Annotated in this window: 19 protein-coding genes; 13 read left to right on the top strand and 6 right to left on the bottom strand. The window is 72.7% G+C overall.

From position 1 onward, the window contains the following. The first annotated feature begins 64 nt into the window (after nt 1-64). From ACZ4MU_RS02015 to ACZ4MU_RS01995, 5 genes are all read left to right on the top strand, one after another. Nucleotides 65-2,161 carry a HelD family protein gene (locus ACZ4MU_RS02015; protein ID WP_467869756.1) on the top strand — a complete coding sequence of 699 codons (2,097 nt, stop codon included), beginning with the start codon at nt 65-67 and terminating at the stop codon, nt 2,159-2,161. Nucleotides 2,162-2,383: 222 nt separating this feature from the next. Continuing rightward, nucleotides 2,384-2,968, top strand: coding sequence for a YceI family protein (locus tag ACZ4MU_RS02010; RefSeq protein WP_467869754.1), 585 nt, complete (start codon nt 2,384-2,386; stop codon nt 2,966-2,968). Between the two features lie 89 nt (nt 2,969-3,057). Continuing rightward, complete coding sequence (locus ACZ4MU_RS02005) at nt 3,058-3,498, top strand: helix-turn-helix domain-containing protein (protein WP_467869752.1); 441 nt, start codon at nt 3,058-3,060, stop codon at nt 3,496-3,498. A 29-nt stretch (nt 3,499-3,527) separates the two neighbouring features. Next, on the top strand, nt 3,528-4,208 hold the full coding sequence (locus ACZ4MU_RS02000) for a hypothetical protein (protein WP_467869750.1): 681 nt from the start codon (nt 3,528-3,530) through the stop codon (nt 4,206-4,208). A 103-nt stretch (nt 4,209-4,311) separates the two neighbouring features. After that, a complete protein-coding gene (locus ACZ4MU_RS01995; protein WP_467870605.1) occupies nt 4,312-4,653 on the top strand; it encodes a DUF2516 family protein in 342 nt (113 codons plus the stop codon). Between the two features lie 179 nt (nt 4,654-4,832). Here the strand turns inward: ACZ4MU_RS01995 and ACZ4MU_RS01990 are convergent, their stop codons facing one another. The 3 genes from ACZ4MU_RS01990 to ACZ4MU_RS01980 all read right to left on the bottom strand — a co-directional run bounded on the left by ACZ4MU_RS01990 (nt 4,833) and on the right by ACZ4MU_RS01980 (nt 8,554). Continuing rightward, complete coding sequence (locus ACZ4MU_RS01990) at nt 4,833-6,284, bottom strand: PP2C family protein-serine/threonine phosphatase (protein WP_467869748.1); 1,452 nt, start codon at nt 6,282-6,284, stop codon at nt 4,833-4,835. 145 nt (nt 6,285-6,429) lie between these two features. After that, complete coding sequence (locus tag ACZ4MU_RS01985; RefSeq protein ID WP_467870602.1) at nt 6,430-7,449, bottom strand: C40 family peptidase; 1,020 nt, start codon at nt 7,447-7,449, stop codon at nt 6,430-6,432. A gap of 316 nt (nt 7,450-7,765) precedes the next feature. Next, complete coding sequence (locus ACZ4MU_RS01980) at nt 7,766-8,554, bottom strand: class I SAM-dependent methyltransferase (protein WP_467869746.1); 789 nt, start codon at nt 8,552-8,554, stop codon at nt 7,766-7,768. Nucleotides 8,555-8,747: 193 nt separating this feature from the next. On the opposite strand from ACZ4MU_RS01980, the gene mshA reads away from it, so the two are divergent. Next, nucleotides 8,748-10,091 (top strand): D-inositol-3-phosphate glycosyltransferase, encoded by a 1,344-nt coding sequence (mshA, locus tag ACZ4MU_RS01975; protein ID WP_467869744.1) that lies wholly within the window; start codon nt 8,748-8,750, stop codon nt 10,089-10,091. Further along, nucleotides 10,084-10,572 (top strand): type III secretion system chaperone family protein, encoded by a 489-nt coding sequence (locus ACZ4MU_RS01970; RefSeq protein WP_467869742.1) that lies wholly within the window; start codon nt 10,084-10,086, stop codon nt 10,570-10,572. The genes mshA and ACZ4MU_RS01970 overlap by 8 nt, the downstream gene beginning before the upstream one ends. Nucleotides 10,573-10,685: 113 nt before the next feature. Here ACZ4MU_RS01970 and ACZ4MU_RS01965 read toward each other — a convergent pair whose 3' ends face one another. Next, entirely contained in the window at nt 10,686-12,026 is a 1,341-nt protein-coding gene (locus ACZ4MU_RS01965; protein WP_467869740.1) for an MDR family MFS transporter, read from the bottom strand. A 197-nt stretch (nt 12,027-12,223) separates the two neighbouring features. On the opposite strand from ACZ4MU_RS01965, the gene ACZ4MU_RS01960 reads away from it, so the two are divergent. After that, nucleotides 12,224-12,985, top strand: coding sequence for a phosphoglyceromutase (locus ACZ4MU_RS01960; protein ID WP_467869738.1), 762 nt, complete (start codon nt 12,224-12,226; stop codon nt 12,983-12,985). 309 nt (nt 12,986-13,294) lie between these two features. Here ACZ4MU_RS01960 and phoU read toward each other — a convergent pair whose 3' ends face one another. Continuing rightward, nucleotides 13,295-13,996, bottom strand: a complete 702-nt coding sequence (gene phoU / locus ACZ4MU_RS01955; RefSeq protein WP_467869736.1) for a phosphate signaling complex protein PhoU — start codon at nt 13,994-13,996, stop codon at nt 13,295-13,297. A gap of 212 nt (nt 13,997-14,208) precedes the next feature. Between phoU and phoR the strand changes: the two genes are divergently transcribed. Beyond that, the gene (phoR, locus tag ACZ4MU_RS01950; protein WP_467869734.1) at nt 14,209-15,486 is read left to right on the top strand and encodes a two-component system sensor histidine kinase PhoR; all 1,278 of its coding nucleotides are present in this window, start codon (nt 14,209-14,211) and stop codon (nt 15,484-15,486) included. Nucleotides 15,487-15,491: 5 nt separating this feature from the next. After that, entirely contained in the window at nt 15,492-16,163 is a 672-nt protein-coding gene (gene phoP / locus ACZ4MU_RS01945) for a two-component system response regulator PhoP (protein WP_465270246.1), read from the top strand. A 76-nt stretch (nt 16,164-16,239) separates the two neighbouring features. Here the strand turns inward: phoP and ACZ4MU_RS01940 are convergent, their stop codons facing one another. Beyond that, nucleotides 16,240-16,920, bottom strand: coding sequence for a copper chaperone PCu(A)C domain-containing protein (locus ACZ4MU_RS01940; RefSeq protein WP_467869732.1), 681 nt, complete (start codon nt 16,918-16,920; stop codon nt 16,240-16,242). Nucleotides 16,921-17,549: 629 nt separating this feature from the next. Here ACZ4MU_RS01940 and ACZ4MU_RS01935 point away from each other — a divergent pair. From ACZ4MU_RS01935 to ispF, 3 genes are all read left to right on the top strand, one after another. Beyond that, nucleotides 17,550-18,032: a CarD family transcriptional regulator gene (locus ACZ4MU_RS01935; RefSeq protein WP_003953493.1), complete on the top strand. Its 483-nt coding sequence runs from the start codon at nt 17,550-17,552 to the stop codon at nt 18,030-18,032. Between the two features lie 251 nt (nt 18,033-18,283). Next, entirely contained in the window at nt 18,284-19,021 is a 738-nt protein-coding gene (ispD, locus tag ACZ4MU_RS01930; protein ID WP_467869730.1) for a 2-C-methyl-D-erythritol 4-phosphate cytidylyltransferase, read from the top strand. After that, on the top strand, nt 19,011-19,553 hold the full coding sequence (ispF, locus tag ACZ4MU_RS01925; RefSeq protein ID WP_467869728.1) for a 2-C-methyl-D-erythritol 2,4-cyclodiphosphate synthase: 543 nt from the start codon (nt 19,011-19,013) through the stop codon (nt 19,551-19,553). The genes ispD and ispF overlap by 11 nt, the downstream gene beginning before the upstream one ends. The last annotated feature ends 82 nt before the right edge of the window (nt 19,554-19,635 follow it).

Genomic DNA, 19,635 nt, shown 5'->3' with positions numbered 1-19,635 from the left:
TGCCTCGGTGGCTAATTTCGTTACCGGGTAAAGAATGTGACCGAGTTGCGTTACGCTTAACGGCATGACGCCACTCGACCGCGAACTCAGCCGGGAACGGGCCTACCACGAAGCCTGCCGCGCGGCCCTCGCCGCCATGGCCGAGGGCGCGGACGAGCGGGTGGTGACCGGCGAGAACGCCTTCGCCTCCGGCGCGGACGCGGAAGTCCTCGGCTACCAACTGCGCAGCTGGGCCAAGGAGTTGCGGCAGGATCCGGGCAGCCCGCTGTTCTTCGGGCGGCTGGACTTCGAGGACGGCGAGGACCGCGGCGACCACGCGGGGCAGCGCTACTACATCGGCCGCCGCCGCGTCAGCGAGCACCCCTGGGCGCCCCCGCTCGTCGTCGACTGGCGGGCGCCCGTCTCGCGGACCTTCTACCAGGCGGGCGCCCGCGACCCGCTCGGCGTCGCGGTGCGCCGCCGCTTCGGCTGGGCCCCGGGCAGCCACGGCGCCCCCGAGGACCTCACCGGCCTGGAGGACGAGCGGCTGGGCGAGGCGGGGCCCGCCGGGGCGGAGGGGATGGAGGGGGCGGACGGGTTGGATGGGACGGACGGGCCGCCCGGCGGCATCCTCGCCGCGGAGATCGAGCGCCCCCGCGTCGGCCCCATGCGCGACATCGCCGCGACCATCCAGCCCGAGCAGGACGACCTCGTACGCTCCGAGCTCGGCCGGTCCCTGTGCGTCCAGGGCGCCCCGGGCACCGGCAAGACGGCGGTCGGACTGCACCGGGCCGCGTATCTGCTCTACACCCATCCGCAGCGCATCCAGCGCGGCGGTCTGCTGGTCCTCGGCCCCAACCGGACCTTCCTGCACTACATCGCCCAGGTGCTGCCTGCCCTCGGCGAGATCGACATCCGGCAGTCCACGGTCGACGACGAGGTCGCGCGCACCCCCGTGCGGGCCGTCGACGACGAGGCCGCGGCGGTCCTCAAGCACGACGCCCGGATGGCGCGGGTGCTGCACCGGGCGCTGTACGCCAGGGTGGCGGGCCCGTCCCGGCGGTTCGAGGCGGTCGAGGTGCCCGACGGCTCCTACCGCTGGCGTGTGACCGGCGGCGAGCTGGCGGGGATCGTGGAGGAGGTACGGGCCGAGGCGCCCCCGTACGCGGTGGGCCGCGAGCGGGTGCGCAGCCGCGCCGTGCGCGTCATCCAGCTGGAGGCCGAGCGCCGGGCCGGGCCGATGAGCAGCACCTGGCTCCAGCGGATCTCGCGGGCCCGCCCCGTCTCCGCGTTCGTCGACGCGGCCTGGCCCAAGGTCACGCCGGAGGAGGTGCTCGCGGCGCTGTTCGCCGACCCGGACACGCTGTCGGCGGCCGCCGAGGGGGTACTGACGGCCGAGGAGCAGAAGCGCCTGCTGTGGAGCCGGGCGCCGCGCTCGTACAAGTCGGCCTCGTGGTCGGCGGCCGACCAGATCCTGCTCGACGAGCTCGCGGGCCTGATCGAACGCCCCCGGGGATACGGCCACATCGTCGTCGACGAGGCCCAGGACCTCTCCCCCATGCAGTGCCGGGCCGTCGCCCGCCGCTCCGGCTTCGGCTCGCTGACCGTGCTGGGCGACCTCGCGCAGGGCACCACGCCGTGGGCGGCCCGCGACTGGCCCGGGCACCTCGCGCACCTGGGCAAGCCGGACACCCCGGTGGTCCCGCTGACCACCGGCTTCCGGGTCCCGGCCGCGATCGTGGCCGTGGCCAACCGCCTGCTCGGGACGCTCGGCGTCGCCGTACCGCCGGCCCGCTCGCTGCGCCGGGACGGGGAGCTGGCGGTGCGCCGGGTCGAGGACGTACGGGCCGCGCTCGCCGGTTCCGTACGGGCGGCGCTCGCGCACGAGGGTTCGGTGGGCGTGATCGCGCGCGACGCGGACGTACCGGAGCTGCGCGCGGCCCTCACGGCGGCGGGCCTGGCGACGGCGGAGCCGGACGAGCTGACGGCGGCGGCCCGGGTGACGGTGCTGCCCGCGACGATGGCGAAGGGCCTTGAGTACGACCATGTGGTGGCCGTGGAACCGGCGGCGATCGCGGCGGCGGAGGAGCGCGGCCCGCACCGGCTGTACGTGGTGCTGACGCGGGCGGTGTCCCGGCTCGAAATCCTGCACAGCGAACCGCTGCCGGACGCGCTGCGGTAAGCGGTCCCGATCCGTCCGAAAGTCCGGCAACACGCTCCAACACACCGATTCCATGCGGGAGTTGGATGCATGGGTGGCTCCGACTCACTATGTTGTCGATGGTTCAAGCACGAGGCCGAGCCCTACGCGGGGTGAGGCCGGCCCCGCGCGGGGGCGCGGGGCGGCGCACGGCGACGCGCGCACTCCACCACTCGACGCTTCCGTCCTCAGGGGGTCACCAGCATGTCCGCCACTTCCTCCCCGTCATCCGCCGCCGACGAGTCGGCCGTCTCGGCCGCCGACCTGCCCGGTTACGAGACCGGCACCTGGGCGATCGACCCGGTCCACTCCGAGATCGCCTTCTCCGTACGGCACTTGGGCATCGCCAACGTGCGCGGCCGCTTCGACGACTTCGACGGCGAGATCACGCTCGCCGAGAACCCGCTGGAGTCCTCGGTCCGCGCCGCGATCAGGACCAAGTCGGTCTCCACGGCGCACGACCAGCGGGACGCCCACATACGGTCGGAGGAGTTCCTGCACGCGGAGGAGTACCCCGAGATGATTTTCCGCTCCACCGGGGTCCGGCGCGGCGGCCGTGACGGCTTCCTCCTCGACGGCGAGCTGACCGTACGGGGCGTCACCCGTCCCGTCGCCCTCGACCTGGAGCTGAACGGCTTCGGCAAGGGGTACGAGGGCCGCTCGGTGGCGGGCTTCTCCGCGACCACCCAGCTCAGCCGCAAGGACTTCGGCGTCACCGGCGGCGCGACGGGCGCGGCGCTCGGCGACACCATCAAGATCACACTGGATGTGGAGGCGAGCCGGGTCTGAGGCGGGGCGGCCATGCCCCGGAAGTGGCGCGGCACACTATTGCAAGCAGTCGCTTGCAATAGTTAGCAACGAGGGGGCAGTATCGGGGCATGGCATCGCTCAACGTCGGCAATCTCGGCGAGTTCCTGCGCGAGCAGCGGCGTTCCGCGCAGCTCTCGCTGCGGCAGCTCGCGGACGCCGCCGGGGTGTCCAATCCGTATCTGAGCCAGATCGAGCGCGGGCTGCGCAAGCCGAGCGCGGACATCCTCCAGCAGCTCGCCAAGGCGCTGCGGATCTCCGCCGAGACGCTGTACGTGCAGGCCGGGATCCTCGACGAACGCGAGCCGGAGGCGGCCGGGACACGCAGTGCCATCCTCGCCGACCCCTCGCTCGACGAGCGGCAGAAGCAGGTGCTGATCCAGATCTACGCGTCCTTCCGCAAGGAGAACGGGTTCGACGCGGACGCGCCTGCTCCGGCCGAGGGCCCCGGGCTCGGTGAGAACGGCGAGAACGGCGACACGGGCGATGCCGCCTCGGCTCCCACGAGCTGACCCACGTACCGATCCGGGAGGAAACCAGCATGGCTGTCACCGATGAGCTGCGTAATGCCCTGACCGACCCCAAGCCCCTCTTCTTCGTCGCCGGGGCGCTCGACCTCGGCGCCAAGCAGGCCGCGAAGGTCCCGGAGAAGATCCCGGGCCTGGTCGAGCGGATCCAGAACGAGGTCCCGGCGCGGCTGGAGGCCGTACGCAGGACCGACCCCAAGGCCGTCCAGGACAAGGTTGTCGACCGGGCCAAGGAGGCGCAGGCCGTGGTCACCGCCAAGGTGACCGAGGTCGTCGGCGCGCTCGACGGCGATGTGAAGAAGCTGGGCGACTCCGTCCAGCACCTCGCGCTCCAGGCGGTCGGCCTCGCGTTCGAGTCGCTGGTCAAGGGCCGCGAGGGGTACGAGAAGGTGGCCGAGCACGGTCAGGCCGCCGTCAAGAAGTGGCGCGGCGAGGCCGCCGAGGAGATCTTGGAGGTCGCCGGGGCCGTCGAGGGTTCGGCGCCCGCGCCCGCGTCGGCGCCGTCCGAGAACGGGGCTGGGGCCGGTGTAGCGGCCGACGTGCCCGTGGCCTCGCCCGCTCCGGCCGCTGCCGCGAGCGAGCCGGCGTCCGCTTCCCCGTCCGTGGCCGCCTCCGAGGCCCCGTCCGCGTCCGCCAAGAAGCCCACCGCGCGCAAGAGCACGGCCAAGAAGAGCACGGCCAAGCCCTCCGAGTGATCCGGGTCCGCGGCGGCGGGCACCCTTTCGGTGTCCGCCACGTTGGACGGGTACCTTGGCCGCGTAGGGACGATCCCGGAAGAGGTGGTGGACGACCGTGCTGATGCAGGGATTCACGGGGTTCATGTGGCTGCTGAGCACAGCCCTGACCGCACTGAGCCTGTTCGCGCTGGTGGACGCGGCCTTCCGCCGGGAGGACGCGTTCCGTGCGGTGGACAAGCAGACCAAGCCGTTCTGGCTGATCATCCTCTCCATCGCGCTGCTGGTCAGCGTGTTGTTCCCGGTGCTCTCGTTCCTGCCGGTCATCGGCGCGGTGGCGGTGATCGTCTACATCGTGGACGTCCGTCCCGCGGTCCGGCAGATCAGTGGGGGGCGCGGGCGCGGCGGCCGTCGCGGCGGATCGAGCAGTGACGGTCCGTACGGGCCGTACAACGGCGGCCGGTAGAGGGCGGGCGGTAGACGGCGGGCGGGCAGGCGGCCCGGCTCGGCATCTCGGACGCGGTCCGCTTCCCATCCAACCGCCGGTGGGCCGACCGCCTCGTCGGCGGCGGCCAGGCCGCCGGCGGGGGGCGGCTGTTCCTGGCCCTGCCCCGGCCCTGCCCTGACCCTGCGGGCCCCGTCGGGTCAGGCGCCCGGCCGGGCCCGTTCCAGCAGTACCACCGCCACGTCGTCGGTGAGTTCGCCGCCGTTGAGTTCGCGGGCCTCGGTGACCGCCGCCTCCAGCAGTGACTCGCCGCGCAGCCCCTCGGTCAGCAGACGGTTGACCATGTCGGTCATCCCCTCCTGGCCCAGCCGCTGGTTGCCGACGCCCGTGCGGCCCTCGATCAGGCCGTCCGTGTACATCAACAGGCTCCACACCTCGCCCAGTTCGACCCGGCGGCGCGGCCAGTGGGTCTGCGGCAGCAGGCCGAGCGCCGGGCCCCCGCTCTCGTACGCGAGCAGGCCCGCGGGGCGGTCCGCGCGGGCGATCAGCGGGGCCGGGTGTCCCGCCAGACTGAGGTCGGCGCGGCGGCCGTCCGGTGCGATGTCGACCGTGCAGAGCGTCGCGAAGATCTCGTCGTCGTCCCGCTCGTGCTCCAGGACCTGCTGAAGCGTCGCCAGGAGCGCGTCGCCGCTCAGGCCCGCCAGCGTCAACGCACGCCAGGCGATGCGCAGTTCGACGCCGAGGGCGGCCTCGTCCGGGCCGTGGCCGCAGACGTCGCCGATCATGGCGTGGACAGTGCCGTCGGGGGTGCGGACGGTGTCGTAGAAGTCGCCGCCGAGCAGGGCGCGGGACCGGCCCGGCCGGTAGCGGGCGGCGAAGAGCAGCTCGGAGCCCTCCAGCAGGGGCGTGGGCAGCAGCCCGCGCTCCAGGCGGGCGTTCTCCTGGGCGCGCAGCCGGGACTCCGCGAGCTTGTACTGCGCGGTGTCGGCGCGCTTGCGCTCCACCGCGTACCGGATGGCGCGGCTCAGCAGCCGGCCGTCCAGCTCGTCGCGGAAGAGGTAGTCCTGCGCGCCGACGCGGACGGCCTCGGCGGCGCGCTCGGCGTGGGTGGAGGCGGTGAGGGCGAGGACCGGGTGCCGGGGCGCGAGGCGCAGCAGATGCCGCAGCGCCGCGAGCTCGTCGTCGGGGTCGCGGCCGGGCAGGGCGAGGTCGAGGAGGATGCAGTTCACGTCGTCGGTGAGCAGCCGCTCGGCCTCGGTGAGATTGCGCGCGGTACGGATACGGACCCGGGTCCCGGTGTTGTGCAGCAGCTCGGAGACGGTGAAGGGGCCGCCGGGGTCGTCCTCGATGACGAGCAGGTTGAGGGCGGTGACGGGCTGCGGGGCGGCGCCGACGGCGCTCCCCCCGGGCCCGGGACCGCTCGCGCCGCCCGGGTGCGGCGCGGCCGACGGGACGGCCCGGCCCGTGCCCCCGAGGGCGTCCGGGGCGCTCGCGCCGGCCGGTGCGGCGGGCACCCGCGTCCCCGGCAGGACGGGGGCAGGAGCAGAGGCAGGGGCGGGGGCCGCTGGGCCGGCGGCGGCCGAGACGGGCGGGACCGGTGCGTCCGGTCCTCCCCGGGGCGTGTGGGGGGACTCCTGGTGCGGTGCGGGCATCGTTCCGGTCTCCCTCCTCCCGAGGGCGCCGCGGAACGCCGGGCTGCGTTGCCGCCAGTCCGGGACCCTAGCCGCAGTGGGCCGCACAGCGGAATGGCGTTCGGTGACTGTTCGGCAAATGGCTCATGGCATATGCCACATTGCCTTACTTGTCCGGGCGGACCACTCCCAGGATCGGCATGGTGCCCGCGCCCGCGACCGTCACATTGCGGCCGGGCCGGGGGGCGTGCACGATCGCGCCGTCGCCGATGTACATCCCCACATGGGTGGCGTCCGCGAAGTAGATGATGAGGTCGCCCGGGCGCATGTCCTTGACGGCGACGTGCGGCAGCCGCGCCCACTGCTCCTGCGAGGTGCGCGGGATACCGCGGCCCGCCGCGAGCCACGCCTGGGAGGTCAGCCCCGAGCAGTCGAACGCGCGCGGCCCCTCGGCGCCCCACACGTACGGCTTGCCGACCTGGTCGGTGGCGAACCTCACCGCCCTGCGGCCCTGCTCGCTGGCGCTGCCGTTGATCTCCTTCAGTATCCCCGAACCGAGCCAGTCGGTCTGCGCCCTGTACTGCTGCCTGCGCTCCAGCTCGGCGAGGCGCTCGCGCTCCTTCGCCTCCAACTGGGACTCCAGCTTCTCGGCGGCCGCGATCTTTTCGGTGATCTCCTTCTTGGCGGTCTCCTTCTTGACCCGGTTCGCCTCCAGCCTCTTCCACTGGGCGGAGGCGTCCTTGGAGTACTGCGCCAAGTCCTGTTGCGTACGCCTCAGTTCCGCCAGCATGCCTTGGGCGGCCTGCTGGCCCTGGCGCAGCCGGTCGGCGCCGTCGAGGAAGCTCTCCGGGTTGCCGCTGAGCATCATCTGCGCACCGGCGGGGAGCCCACCCGTGCGGTACTGGAGCCGGGCCGTCGCCCCCGCCTGGTCGCGGAGCCGCTTGATCCGCTCCTCGCCCTTGACGATCTCCTGGGCGATCTTGACGATCTCGGCGGACTGGAGCTTGGTCTGCTCCTGGGCCTGGTTGTACGCCTCGGTCGCGACCGCCGCCTGCCGGTAGAGCTCGTCCACCTGCTTGCGCACGTCCTCCAGGCGCTCCGCGGACGCGGGCGGGCCGGCCGGGGGAGCGGTCGACGCGGTCGGATCCGGCGTCGGATTGGGCGCGGCGAACGCCGTCGCCGGCATCGCGAGCACGGTCAGGGCGCACACCACGGTGATCGCGGTGGCCAAGCGGCGCGGCTGCACTAAGTCTCCCCCTCCGGACAACCGGACAACACCAGGCAATACGGTAGGTGATTTACCGTCAGTAACATTCTGGCGACGTCGTGATGGTGCCATGCCGTCCCCCAAAACGACAGGGGCGGACGGCTACCTCACGGGTCACCCCCCGCGTGTGGGACGAACGGAAGGGGCGGTGCGTTCCCCCCGGCGGCGATCCGCTCGCGGATTCACCCGTGCGAGGTCAGCCGCCCCCGGAGCGCCCGGGGCGTGCCCCCGCCCCTCACCCCCGCGGCGCCAGCGCCCCCCACTCCACCGTGACCTCCCCCTGCCGCCACCGCCGGGGCCCGTCCCGCAGCGGCCAGTCCGCCGCCAGGTCCCGGACCGCCCGGATCCAGCGCTGCCGCGCGCCCAGCGAGGCGTACGGCGCCGCAGCCGCCCACGCCCGGTCGAAGTCGCGCAGGAAGGCGTGGACCGGCTCGCCCGGCACGTTCCGGTGGATCAGCGCCTTCGGCAGCCGTTCCGCGAGGTCGGAAGGGCGGTCGAGGGAGCCGAGCCGGGTCGCGAAGGTCACCGTGCGCGGGCCGGAGGCGTCGAGGGCCACCCACACGTGCCGCCGCCCGATCTCGTCGCAGGTGCCCTCCACGAGCAGCCCGCCCTCCGCCAGCCGCCCGCACAGCCGCGCCCACACCGCCGCCACCTCGCCCTCCTCGTACTGCCGCAGCACGTTCGCCGCCCGGATCAGCAGCGGCGGGCGGGGCAGCGGCACCTCGAAGCCGCCGTGCAGGAAGGAGAGGCCGTCCCTCTCGTACGGCTGGGCGGCGGCGACCCGGGCGGGGTCGATCTCGATCCCCACCACCGAGACGGCGGGCGCGGCGGTGCGCAGCCGCTGGAGCAGTTCGACGGCCGTCCAGGGGGCCGCCCCGTACCCCAGGTCCACCGCGACGGGCGCCTGCGCGCGGCGCAGCGCCGGCCCGTGGACCTCGGCGATCCAGCGGTCCATGCGGCGCAGCCGGTTGGGATTGGTGGTGCCGCGCGTGACGGTGCCGACGGGTCGCTTGGGTGGAGCCATACGACGAGGGTAGGCGCCGGGGAAGGACGTGCCGGGCGGCGGCCCGGTGGGCAAGTTTTCGGCAAAAGAGCGGGGAAGCGGAAATGAAAGGAAGGGTTCCGGTGGTTACCGGTCATTGAGGGCGCCCACGTGCCCTCCAGGAGCATGCCCAGCCCGCAGCGCCACCCGCCTTCCCGGCCGAGAGGACGTCGACGTGAGCCAGTACGTGTCCCGGTTCACCGGCACCCTGGCGGGGCCGCCCCGGCTCCGGCTCCCCGGTGCCCACCGAAGACCGCGCCGGATCGCCATGCTCAGTGTCCACACCTCCCCCCTGCACCAGCCGGGTACGGGCGACGCGGGCGGGATGAACGTCTACATCGTGGAGCTCGCCAAACGGCTCGCCGCGATCAACATCGAGGTCGAGATCTTCACCCGGGCCACCACCGGCGGCCTCGCCCCCACGGTCGAGATGGCGCCGGGCGTGCTCGTACGCCATGTGGACGCGGGCCCGTACGAGGGCCTGGCCAAGGAGGAGCTGCCGGCCCAGCTGTGCGCCTTCACCCACGGCGTGATGCAGGCCTGGGCGGGCCACCGGCCCGGCCACTACGACCTCGTCCACTCCCACTACTGGCTCTCCGGCCACGTCGGCTGGCTCGCCGCCCAGCGCTGGGGCGTGCCGCTGGTGCACGCCATGCACACCATGGCCAAGGTCAAGAACGCCGCGCTCGCCGAGGGCGACACGCCCGAGCCCGCCGCGCGCGTGATCGGTGAGACGCAGATCGTGGACGCGGCGGACCGGCTGATCGCCAACACCGCCGAGGAGGCCGACGAGCTCGTCCGCTTCTACGACGCCGACCCCGGCAAGGTCGCGGTCGTCCACCCCGGCGTGAACCTCGACCGCTTCCGCCCCGGGGACGGGCGGGCGGCGGCCCGGGCCCGGCTCGGCCTGCCCCAGGACGCCCTGATCCCGCTCTTCGCGGGCCGCATCCAGCCGCTGAAGGCCCCCGACATCCTGCTACGGGCGGTGGCGGTGCTGCTCACCGAGCACCCGTCGCTGCGCTCGCGCCTGGTGGTGCCGGTGATAGGCGGCCCCTCGGGCAGCGGTCTGGCCAAACCGGAGGGGCTGCACAAGCTGGCGGCCCGGCTCGGCATCTCGGACGTGGTCCGCTTCCACCCGCCGGTGGGCCAGGACCGGCTCGCCGACTGGTTCCGGGCCGCGTCGGTCCTGGTCATGCCCTCCTACAGCGAGTCCTTCGGTCTTGTGGCGATCGAGGCGCAGGCGGCGGGGACGCCGGTGGTGGCGGCCTCGGTGGGCGGTCTGCCGGTCGCGGTGCGCTCCGGCGAGACCGGCTTCCTGGTGCCCGGCCACGACCCGGCCGACTACGCGCGCGCCCTGCGCCGCTTCGTGGACGACCCGTCGCTGGCGGACCGGATGGGCGCGGCGGCGGCCCGGCACGCCGAGTCCTTCGGCTGGGGGACGGCCGCGTCGGCCACGGCCGACGTCTACACCGCCGCCATGCAGGAACACCGCCGTCGCGTACGCTCGCACCATGGCTGACGCACGCGCGGTGATCGACGCGTACCTCAAGGACGCGGAGCTGGAGTGGGAGTCCCCCGAGCCGGACTCGTACGTGGTGAAGCTCCCCGGCACGAGGAAGCTGTCCACGACGTGCTCGCTGCGGCTGGGACGGCACTCCCTGTCGGTGAACGCCTTCGTGGTCCGCCACCCCGACGAGAACGCGACGGGCGTCCACCGCTGGTGCCTGGAGCGCAACCTCCGCCTGTACGGGGTGGGTTACGCCATCGACCAGCTGGGCGACGTCTACCTCGCTGGCAAGCTCCCGCTCTCCTCGGTCACGCCCGAGGAGCTGGACCGGCTGCTCGGCACGGTCCTGGAGGAGGCGGACGGCTCCTTCAACACCCTGCTGGAACTGGGCTTCGCGACGGCGATCCGGCGGGAGTACGAGTGGAGGGTGTCGCGCGGGGAGTCCACGCGGAACCTGGACGCGTTCAAGAGCCTGACCCGGCCCAAGGGGTAGCTCCGCAGGGTGCCCGGGGGTCGTCCGCGGGTGGTGGCGGGTTGCTCGCGCAGTTCCCCGCGCCCCGGGGGCCCGCGCACCCGCCCGGGGGCGTACGGGTGCCCCCGGGCCCGTCAGACCACGGAACCTGTACGCGGTTCGGCGCGCTCCGGGGCGCCGGCCCGGGCCACCACCTGCTGGCCGTCCGTGGAACCTGTACGAGGTTCGGCGGGCTCCGGGGCGCTGACGCCGGCCACCACGTCCTGGTCGTCCGCGAGGCCGCGCATCAGCAGGGCGTACCCCGCCGCGGCCACCGTTCCCAGCACCGCGCAGGCGGCCCACAGCCAGTCCGCGCCGAAGTTGTCGACGACGAACCCGGACAGCAGTGGGGCGACCAGGGCCGCCACCGACCAGGACATCGTGTAGACGCCCTGGTAGCGGCCCCTGCCCTGGACGGGGGAGAGGCGCACCACCAGGCCGGTCTGGGTGGGAGAGTTGACGATCTCGGCCAGCGTCCAGACGCAGATCGTCAGCGCGTACACCGCCACCGAACCGGCGAACGCGGTCAGCCCGAAGCCGTATCCCGCCAGGAGCGCCGAGACGATCAGCAGCCGGCGCGGATCGCGGTGCTCGATGGCCCGGGTGACCGGGATCTGCAGGGCGACGATGAGGACGCCGTTCACCGCGATCGCCAGACCGAAGTCCGCGCTGGAGAAGCCGTCCGCGCCCATCGCCACCGGCAGGCCGACGTAACCCTGCTGGAAGATCAGGGAGATGAGGAAGGAGAGGCCGACCACGCCCATGAAGCGGCCGTCGCGGAAGACCGTGCCGAGGCCGATCTCCGGCTCGCGGTCCTTCTCCCGTGCGGTCGCGGCCGCCTCGGGGCGGGACTCGGGCAGCTTGAGGAAGACCAGGACCGCGCAGACCAGGGTCAGCGCGGCCTCGCCCAGGAAGCCCGCCAGATAGCTGTGCTGGGCGATGAAGCCGGCGCCCGCCGAGGAGACGGCGAACCCGAGGTTGATCGCCCAGTAGTTGAGCGAGAAGGCCCGCATCCGGTCCTCGGGCCTCACGATGTCCGCCATCATCGCCTGCACCGCCGGGCGCGAGGCGTTGGAGGCCATGCCGACGAGGAAGGCCACCGCGACGATCGCCGCCGGGTCGGTCACGAAGCCGAGCAGCGCCACCGAGAAGGCCGTCGCCGTCTGCGCGATCATCATCGTGGGGCGCCGCCCGAGCCGGTCGGTCAGGACGCCCGCGCCGAGCGAGGAGACGACGCCGCCCAGGCCGTGCAGGGAGACCACCAGGCCCGCGTACGAGGCGGAGTAGCCGCGCTCATGGGTCAGGTACAGGGTCATGAAGGTGGCGACGAAGGCCCCGAGCCGGTTGATCAGCGTGCTCGTCCACAGCCACCAGAACTCCCGGGGCAGCCCCGAGACGCTCTCTCGTGCGGCACGCCTGACACTGGCGACGGACATCGGTTTCCCCCCGGAGCGACGAACGGACAGCACCGATCGGTGTAAGTGGTGCTGGCGATAACGGCAACTTACGATTCCGGGGCGCGCGGCCGCCACTCATTTGACGGCGACCGTCAATCGTCCAGCTGCCGAGACGCCCCCGGCGGCTCGGCGCCCACGCGCGCGAGGGCCCGCGCGCGTCGATTACGCTCGGACGCATGGCCGACGCACCGTACAAGCTGATCCTCCTCCGCCACGGCGAGAGCGAGTGGAACGAGAAGAACCTGTTCACCGGGTGGGTGGACGTCAACCTCACCGCGAAGGGCGAGAAGGAGGCGGCGCGCGGCGGTGAGCTGCTCAAGGACGCCGGCCTGCTCCCCGACGTGCTGCACACCTCCCTCCAGAAGCGCGCGATCCGCACGGCCCAGCTGGCGCTGGAGTCCGCCGACCGCCACTGGATCCCCGTGCACCGCTCGTGGCGCCTGAACGAGCGCCACTACGGCGCGCTCCAGGGCAAGGACAAGGCGCAGACGCTCGCCGAGTTCGGCGAGGAGCAGTTCATGCTGTGGCGCCGCTCGTACGACACCCCGCCGCCCGCCCTGGAGGACGGCACCGAGTTCTCCCAGTCGGACGACGCGCGCTACTCGACGATCCCGCCGGAGCTGCGCCCGCGCACGGAGTGCCTCAAGGACGTCGTCGTCCGCATGCTGCCGTACTGGTACGACGGCATCGTCCCGGACCTGCTCGCGGGCCGCACGGTCCTGGTGGCGGCGCACGGCAACTCGCTGCGCGCCCTGGTCAAGCACCTCGACGGCATCTCCGACGCCGACATCGCGGGCCTGAACATCCCGACCGGCATCCCGCTCGTCTACGAACTCGACGCCGACTTCAAGCCGGTCAAGCCGGGCGGCACCTACCTCGACCCGGACGCGGCGGCGGCGGCGATCGAGGCGGTCAAGAACCAGGGCAAGAAGAAGTAACCACTCCCTGCCCGCACCGCGCGAAGGGCCCCGTCCGGCAGCCGGACGGGGCCCTTCCCGTATCGCTTCCTCAGCAGCCGCCGCCGCACTGGCAGGCGCCGCCCGACTGGCAGCCGCACTGGCAGCCGGGGCCGCAGGAGCAGCCCGAGGCTGCGGGGGCGGGGGTCGGGGTCTCGGTCATGGTCCCTCCCGGGGTTGGGGGTACACGCGCACCTCTCCCCATTGGATGCCCACCGGGGCAGGCGCATCAACGGCGCGCGGCATCCCCTTCGCGCGCCGTGCGTGCTCCGGGACGTCCCGAGGACGGCGCTACACGCCCGCAGCGCCCTCGATGGGGTGCGTCTCGACCTGCACCGGCGGCTGGAGCTCGTCCGCGTGCTCGCCGGTGACCAGGTACACGACCCGCTTGGCGACCGAGACCGCGTGGTCGGCGAACCGCTCGTAGTAGCGGCCGAGCAGCGTCACGTCGACGGCCGTCTCGATCCCGTGCTTCCAGCGGTCGTCCATCAGGTGCTGGAAGACCGAGCGGTGCAGCAGGTCCATCTCGTCGTCGTCCTGCTCCAGCTGGAGCGCGAGGTCGACGTCCTTGGTGATGATCACCTCGGCGGCCTTCGCCATCAGGCGCTGGGCCAGCTGGCCCATCTCAAGGATGGTGGCGTGCAGGTCGTGCGGGACCGCCCGGGCCGGGTAGCGCAGCCGGGTCAGCTTGGCCACGTGCTGGGCCAGGTCGCCCGAGCGCTCCAGGTCCGCGCTCATCCGCAGCGAGGTCACCACGATCCGCAGGTCGGTGGCGACCGGCTGCTGGCGGGCCAGCAGGGCTATCGCCCGCGCCTCCAGGTCGTGCTGGAGGTCGTCGACCTTCTGGTCGGCGGCGATCACACTCTCGGCGAGCTTCAGATCGGCGTCGAGCATGGCCGTCGTGGCGCGCCCGATCGCCGACCCGACAAGGCGGGCCATCTCGACCAGGCCCTCGCCGATCGAGTCAAGTTCCTCGTGGTACGCGTCCCGCATGGGTGTCCCTCTTTCGATGACTCCGGGCTATGACTCCGGGGGAGGCAGGGGATGCCGCGGCCCCCACGCTCCCACGCTCCGTGGGTTACGCGTCCGATTCGGCCACACCAAGTGAACCAGCACTATCACCATGGTGAACTCTGGGCGACGAACGTTCGAGCAGGCCCCCGGATGGCTGGGAGAGTGTCGGCGCACCCGCATAACCTGGAGGCATGGACGTGAACGCGGCGGTCGCCGCAGCTGCAGCGATCGCCGGGTTGTGCACCGGCGTCATCGCCATGCTGGCGTTCCGCTGGAGCGAGCGCGACCAGGCGCGGCCCACCCGGACATCCCTGCACACGGACGCGGTCCTGCCGCCCGGCGTGGACACCGTGCTCTCGGTGCTCCGCTCCTCGGCGGTGGTCCTCGACGAGAGCGACTCGGTGGTCAAGGCCAGCTCGGCGGCGTACGCCCTGGGGCTGGTCAGGGGCGGCAAGCTGGCCGTGGAGCCGATGCTCCACATGGCCCGCGACACCCGGCGGGACGGCGAGATACGGCAGGTGGAGCTGGACCTGCCGCGCCGGGGCACCGGCCGGGGCGAGGCGCTGGCGGTCTCCGCCCGGGTCGCCCCGCTCGGCTCCCGGCTCGTGCTGCTCCTGGTCGAGGACCTCACCGAGGCGCGCCGCATCGAGGCGGTCCGGCGCGACTTCGTCGCCAACGTCAGCCATGAGCTCAAGACCCCGGTCGGCGCGCTCTCCCTGCTCTCCGAGGCCGTCATGGACGCCTCGGACGACCCCGTGGCGATCACCCGCTTCGCGGGCCGGATGCAGATCGAGGCCAACCGGCTGACCAATCTGGTCCAGGAGCTGATAGACCTCTCCCGGGTGCAGAACGACGACCCGCTGGACGACGCCGAGCCGGTCCGGGTCGACGAGCTGGTGGCCGAGGCCATCGACCGCTCCCGCCACACCGCCTCCACCAAGCAGATCACCATGGCCGCGGGCGGCACGGCGGACCTGTACGTCTGGGGCCACCGCGGCCAGCTCGCCGCCGCCCTCGGCAACCTCGTCGAGAACGCCGTCAACTACTCCCCGGCCAGGACCAGGGTAGGCATCGCGGGCCGCCGCGTCGCCGCGCCCGGGGGGGACCTCATCGAGATAGCCGTGACCGACCAGGGCATAGGCATCTCGGAGAAGGACCGCGAGCGCGTCTTCGAGCGCTTCTACCGCGTCGACCCGGCACGCTCCCGCGCCACCGGCGGTACGGGCCTGGGCCTGGCCATCGTCAAACACGTGGCCGCCTCGCACGGCGGGGAGGTCACGGTGTGGAGCTCCGAGGGACAGGGCTCCACCTTCACCCTGAGGCTGCCGGAGGCCGGCGCCGTCCGGGACCGCGCCGCATCCGACCCGGCGGGCCCGGACGACGACGCCGTCGACGAGCCGCCGTACGACACCTTCCCCATCGCGCACGACTCCACCACTGTGCCCCCTGCCCCGGAGGTCCTTCCGTGACCCGAGTGCTCGTCGTCGAGGACGAGGAATCGTTCAGCGACGCACTGTCCTACATGCTCCGCAAAGAGGGCTTCGAGGTCGCCGTGGCGGCCACCGGGCCCGACGGTCTTGACGAGTTCGAGCGCAACGGCGCCGACCTCGTGCTGCTCGACCTGATGCTGCCGGGGCTGCCCGGCACGGAGGTCTGCCGCCAGCTGCGCGGCCGCTCCAACGTCCCGGTGATCATGGTCACCGCCAAGGACAGCGAGATCGACAAGGTCGTGGGCCTCGAAATAGGAGCCGACGACTACGTCACCAAGCCCTTCTCCTCCCGCGAGCTCGTCGCCCGCATCCGCGCGGTGCTGCGCCGGCGCGGCGAGCCCGAGGAGGTCACCCCGGCGGCCCTGGAGGCGGGCCCGGTCCGTATGGACGTGGACCGCCACGTGGTCACGGTCTCCGGCGGCAAGGTCGACCTGCCGCTGAAGGAGTTCGACCTCCTGGAGATGCTGCTGCGCAACGCGGGCCGCGTCCTGACCCGTATGCAGCTGATCGACCGGGTCTGGGGCGCGGACTACGTGGGCGACACCAAGACCCTCGACGTCCACGTCAAGCGCCTGCGCGCCAAGATCGAGCCGGACCCGGGGGCGCCGCGGTACCTGGTGACGGTGCGGGGGCTGGGCTACAAGTTCGAGCCGTAGACACGCGCCGCACCCCGCGCAATGAGGAGGGGCCCCGGACGTCTGTCCGGGGCCCCTCCTCGTGCGTACGGGTACGTCAGTGCGCCGCACCCGTGCTCGCGGCGCCGGACGGCTTGCCCTTGGCCGGGGTGTTCGACGGCTTGCCCGACGGCTTGCCGCTCGCGGTGGCGCCCGGCGTGGTGCCGGCCTCCGGCGAGGCGGACGCGCCCGGCGCGCCCGGGGTGGCCGCCGGGGGCTTGGGGAGCTCGCTGGGGCCATAGCCCTCGAAGTAGCTGGTGGAGGGGACCACGAAGGCGCGCAGCGTCACGTCGCCGGCCTTGCTCAGCTGGAAGGTGACCGGCTGGGCGTCGCCGTTCCTGGCGGCCTCCTTGCCGTTCTCGACGACGGCGGACGCGTTGTCCTTGCCGCCGAGGATCAGCGAGCCGTGCGGGGGCACGGTGAGCCCCTTCTGGCCCTTGGCGGGGGAGAGCTTCACCGTGGCGCCGGCGGCCGCGAGCTTGACCGCGTCGAGCGTCTGCGGCTTGTCGCCGTTGTTGAAGAGCGTCGCCGCGATGACGGCCGGCCCGGGGGCGTCCGCTTTCGGCTGCGTCAGGACGGTCGCGTTCTGGATCTTGATGTCACCGACCTTGACGGCGGCGTTGTCCGGCTTCACTTCGAGCGTCTGCGCGTCGTTGCCCGCCGAGCAGGCGGCGAGGGAGGCGAGCGAGAACGCGATGGCAGAGGCGGCGAGGGCGCCGCGTCGAAGGCTGCGGCTCACGGCGGCGGCAACTCCTTGGACGTAAGGACATCTAAAGGACGGCAAAGTCTGTGTCAGCTGGATCAGGTTACCGAGCCGTCGCGGCGAGCCCGCACCCGACCCGCCCCTGTGCGCCGGTGCGCCGCGCCGGGAGTCGTACGCCCTTCCCGGCGCACCCGCCGAGCGCGCCCGCACAACTCTCCCCACAACCTCCTCCGAACCTCCGCACCCGCTCTGATCTCGGCGTTTCCCGCGGCGTTCACATATCACCGGTGATCAATTCCCCGGACCGCCACGTATTCCTTGCCGAAAACCTCCCGGCCCGCCCCCGGTGATCAATTCGCGAAAAGGCCGGGGTCCCGCCGAACGGGTGACCGATCACCGAACGGCGCAGTGGAAGTTCACCGCTTGGAACCCGACAAACCGGGATGTTCGGGGCATCGGAAGGGGGTTGCGAAGAGTGTGACGGGCATGTTTCCCTGCCCCCGAACAGCCGCTCCGACCTGCGAATACCCCTTCCCGCGAGCCCTCCGCAGCACGTTCCTGTTGCTGTTGTCAAGCCCCGAGATATGCCCTGACCTGCGAAAACGCCATTCAGAACAGGCTGTTCTCGTGTTACTCTGGATAGCCACGGAAGGGGTACCTGTCACATGACGTTCAAGGTTGGCGACACCGTGGTCTATCCCCATCACGGGGCCGCGCTGATCGAGGCCATCGAAACTCGCCAGATCAAAGGCGTGGACAAGACCTACTTGGTGCTCAAGGTCGCCCAGGGCGATCTGACGGTACGCGTACCCGCGGACAATGCGGAGTTCGTAGGCGTGCGCGATGTGGTCGGGCAGGACGGGCTGGACCGGGTCTTCGAGGTGCTGCGCGCACCGTATGCGGAGGAGCCCACGAACTGGTCCCGTCGCTACAAGGCGAATCTGGAGAAGCTCGCCTCCGGCGATGTCATCAAGGTCGCCGAAGTGGTGCGCGACCTGTGGCGCCGTGAGCGCGAGCGCGGACTCTCCGCAGGTGAGAAGCGCATGCTCGCCAAGGCGCGGCAGATCCTGGTGAGCGAGCTGGCCCTCGCTGAGAACACCAACGAAGACAAGGCCGAGGCCCTCCTCGACGAGGTTCTCGCGTCCTGACACCGGCCGGCTCCGGGGGCCTGCGCCCCCCGGGCGGCCAGTAATTGCCGCGGTGCCCGCTGACCAGCAGTGACCCTACTGTTGTGTCGCCGGGCGCTGCGGCATGTTCGGACATCATTCGTACGCCCACGGCACCCGCAGCGGCTCGCCGCGCCGGGCAGAGCGCACGACCGGTCGTCACGGAAGGGCCGGTCAGGGGCGTCGCGCCCGGCTTGCTGAGGCCATACCCATGTCGCCGAAGGACACAAACCTTGTCTGAGGAAACGCGCGTTCTCCGCACCGCCGCCGTGATCCCCGCGGCCGGCCGCGGCGTGCGGCTCGGCCCGGGCGCCCCCAAGGCGCTCCGCGCGCTGAACGGCACGCCGATGCTCATCCACGCCGTCCGGGCCATGGCCGCCTCCCGCGCCGTCTCGCTCGTCGTCGTCGTGGCCCCGCCCGAGGGCGCCACCGAGGTCAGGAATCTGCTGGCCGAGCACGCCCTGCCGGAGAGGACCGACTTCGTCGTGGTGCCCGGGGGCGGGAGCCGCCAGGAGTCCGTGCGCCGGGGCCTGGAGGCACTGCCGCCCGGCATCGACGTGGTCCTCGTCCACGACGCGGCCCGCCCGCTGGTGCCGGTCGACACGGTCGACGCGGTGATCGAGGCGGTACGGGACGGGGCACCGGCCGTCGTGCCCGCGCTGCCGCTGGCCGACACCGTCAAGGAGGTCGAGCCGCACACCGACGGCGCCCCCGAGCCGGTGCTCGCCACGCCCGACCGGTCCCGGCTGCGCGCGGTCCAGACCCCGCAGGGCTTCGACCGCGCCACCCTGGTGCGCGCCCACGAGAGCGTCGGCGGCGAGGTCACGGACGACGCGTCCATGGTCGAGCGGCTCGGCCTGAAGGTCGTGGTCGTGCCGGGCCACGAGGAGGCCTTCAAGGTGACCCGCCCGCTGGACCTGGTGCTGGCCGAGGCGGTCCTGGCGCGCAGGAGGGCCAACGATGGCTTCTGACCCGACGCCGGCGCCCACGGCCCCCGCCACTCCCCCGCCGGTCCCGGTGATTCCGCTGATTCCGCGGGTCGGCATCGGCACCGACATCCACGCCTTCGAGGAGGGCCGCGAGCTGTGGTGCGCGGGCCTGCTCTGGGAGGGCGAGGGCCCCGGCCTCGCGGGCCACTCCGACGCCGACGTCGTCGCGCACGCCGCCTGCAACGCGCTGTTCTCGGCGGCGGGCCTCGGTGACCTCGGCGCCCACTTCGGCACCGGGCGCCCCGAGTGGTCCGGCGCCTCCGGTGTCACCCTCCTCACCGAGGCGGCCCGGATCGTCCGGGCCGCGGGCTTCGGCATCGGCAATATTGCCGTCCAGGTCGTCGGCCCCCGCCCGAAGATCGGCAAGCGGCGCGACGAGGCGCAGAAGGTGCTCTCCGACGCGGTCGGCGCGCCGGTCTCGGTCTCCGGCGCCACCACCGACGGCCTCGGTTTCCCCGGCCGCGGTGACGGCCTCGCCGCGATCGCCACGGCGCTGGTGTACCGGACCGGGTGAATCCGTTCCGGCGGCGGCCGGAAACCCGGCGGACGCCCGGCCAGGAGCCCGCCGGAAAAGCTTCTGTCACACTTCGGTGCCC

The organism is Streptomyces sp. NPDC026377 (assembly GCF_055567715.1).
This window is presented reverse-complemented; position numbering and strand designations above follow the sequence as displayed.

What these genes read in the sequence shown, in the direction of transcription:
- ACZ4MU_RS02015 (WP_467869756.1), top strand. Translation starts at nt 65, where the DNA reads ATGACGCCACTCGACCGCGAACTCAGCCGGGAACGGGCCTACCACGAA.
- ACZ4MU_RS02010 (WP_467869754.1), top strand. Translation starts at nt 2,384, where the DNA reads ATGTCCGCCACTTCCTCCCCGTCATCCGCCGCCGACGAGTCGGCCGTC.
- ACZ4MU_RS02005 (WP_467869752.1), top strand. Translation starts at nt 3,058, where the DNA reads ATGGCATCGCTCAACGTCGGCAATCTCGGCGAGTTCCTGCGCGAGCAG.
- ACZ4MU_RS02000 (WP_467869750.1), top strand. Translation starts at nt 3,528, where the DNA reads ATGGCTGTCACCGATGAGCTGCGTAATGCCCTGACCGACCCCAAGCCC.
- ACZ4MU_RS01995 (WP_467870605.1), top strand. Translation starts at nt 4,312, where the DNA reads ATGCAGGGATTCACGGGGTTCATGTGGCTGCTGAGCACAGCCCTGACC.
- ACZ4MU_RS01990 (WP_467869748.1), bottom strand. Translation starts at nt 6,284, where the DNA reads ATGCCCGCACCGCACCAGGAGTCCCCCCACACGCCCCGGGGAGGACCG.
- ACZ4MU_RS01985 (WP_467870602.1), bottom strand. Translation starts at nt 7,449, where the DNA reads ATGCCGGCGACGGCGTTCGCCGCGCCCAATCCGACGCCGGATCCGACC.
- ACZ4MU_RS01980 (WP_467869746.1), bottom strand. Translation starts at nt 8,554, where the DNA reads ATGGCTCCACCCAAGCGACCCGTCGGCACCGTCACGCGCGGCACCACC.
- ACZ4MU_RS01970 (WP_467869742.1), top strand. Translation starts at nt 10,084, where the DNA reads ATGGCTGACGCACGCGCGGTGATCGACGCGTACCTCAAGGACGCGGAG.
- ACZ4MU_RS01965 (WP_467869740.1), bottom strand. Translation starts at nt 12,026, where the DNA reads ATGTCCGTCGCCAGTGTCAGGCGTGCCGCACGAGAGAGCGTCTCGGGG.
- ACZ4MU_RS01960 (WP_467869738.1), top strand. Translation starts at nt 12,224, where the DNA reads ATGGCCGACGCACCGTACAAGCTGATCCTCCTCCGCCACGGCGAGAGC.
- phoU (WP_467869736.1), bottom strand. Translation starts at nt 13,996, where the DNA reads ATGCGGGACGCGTACCACGAGGAACTTGACTCGATCGGCGAGGGCCTG.
- phoR (WP_467869734.1), top strand. Translation starts at nt 14,209, where the DNA reads ATGGACGTGAACGCGGCGGTCGCCGCAGCTGCAGCGATCGCCGGGTTG.
- ACZ4MU_RS01935 (WP_003953493.1), top strand. Translation starts at nt 17,550, where the DNA reads ATGACGTTCAAGGTTGGCGACACCGTGGTCTATCCCCATCACGGGGCC.
- ispF (WP_467869728.1), top strand. Translation starts at nt 19,011, where the DNA reads ATGGCTTCTGACCCGACGCCGGCGCCCACGGCCCCCGCCACTCCCCCG.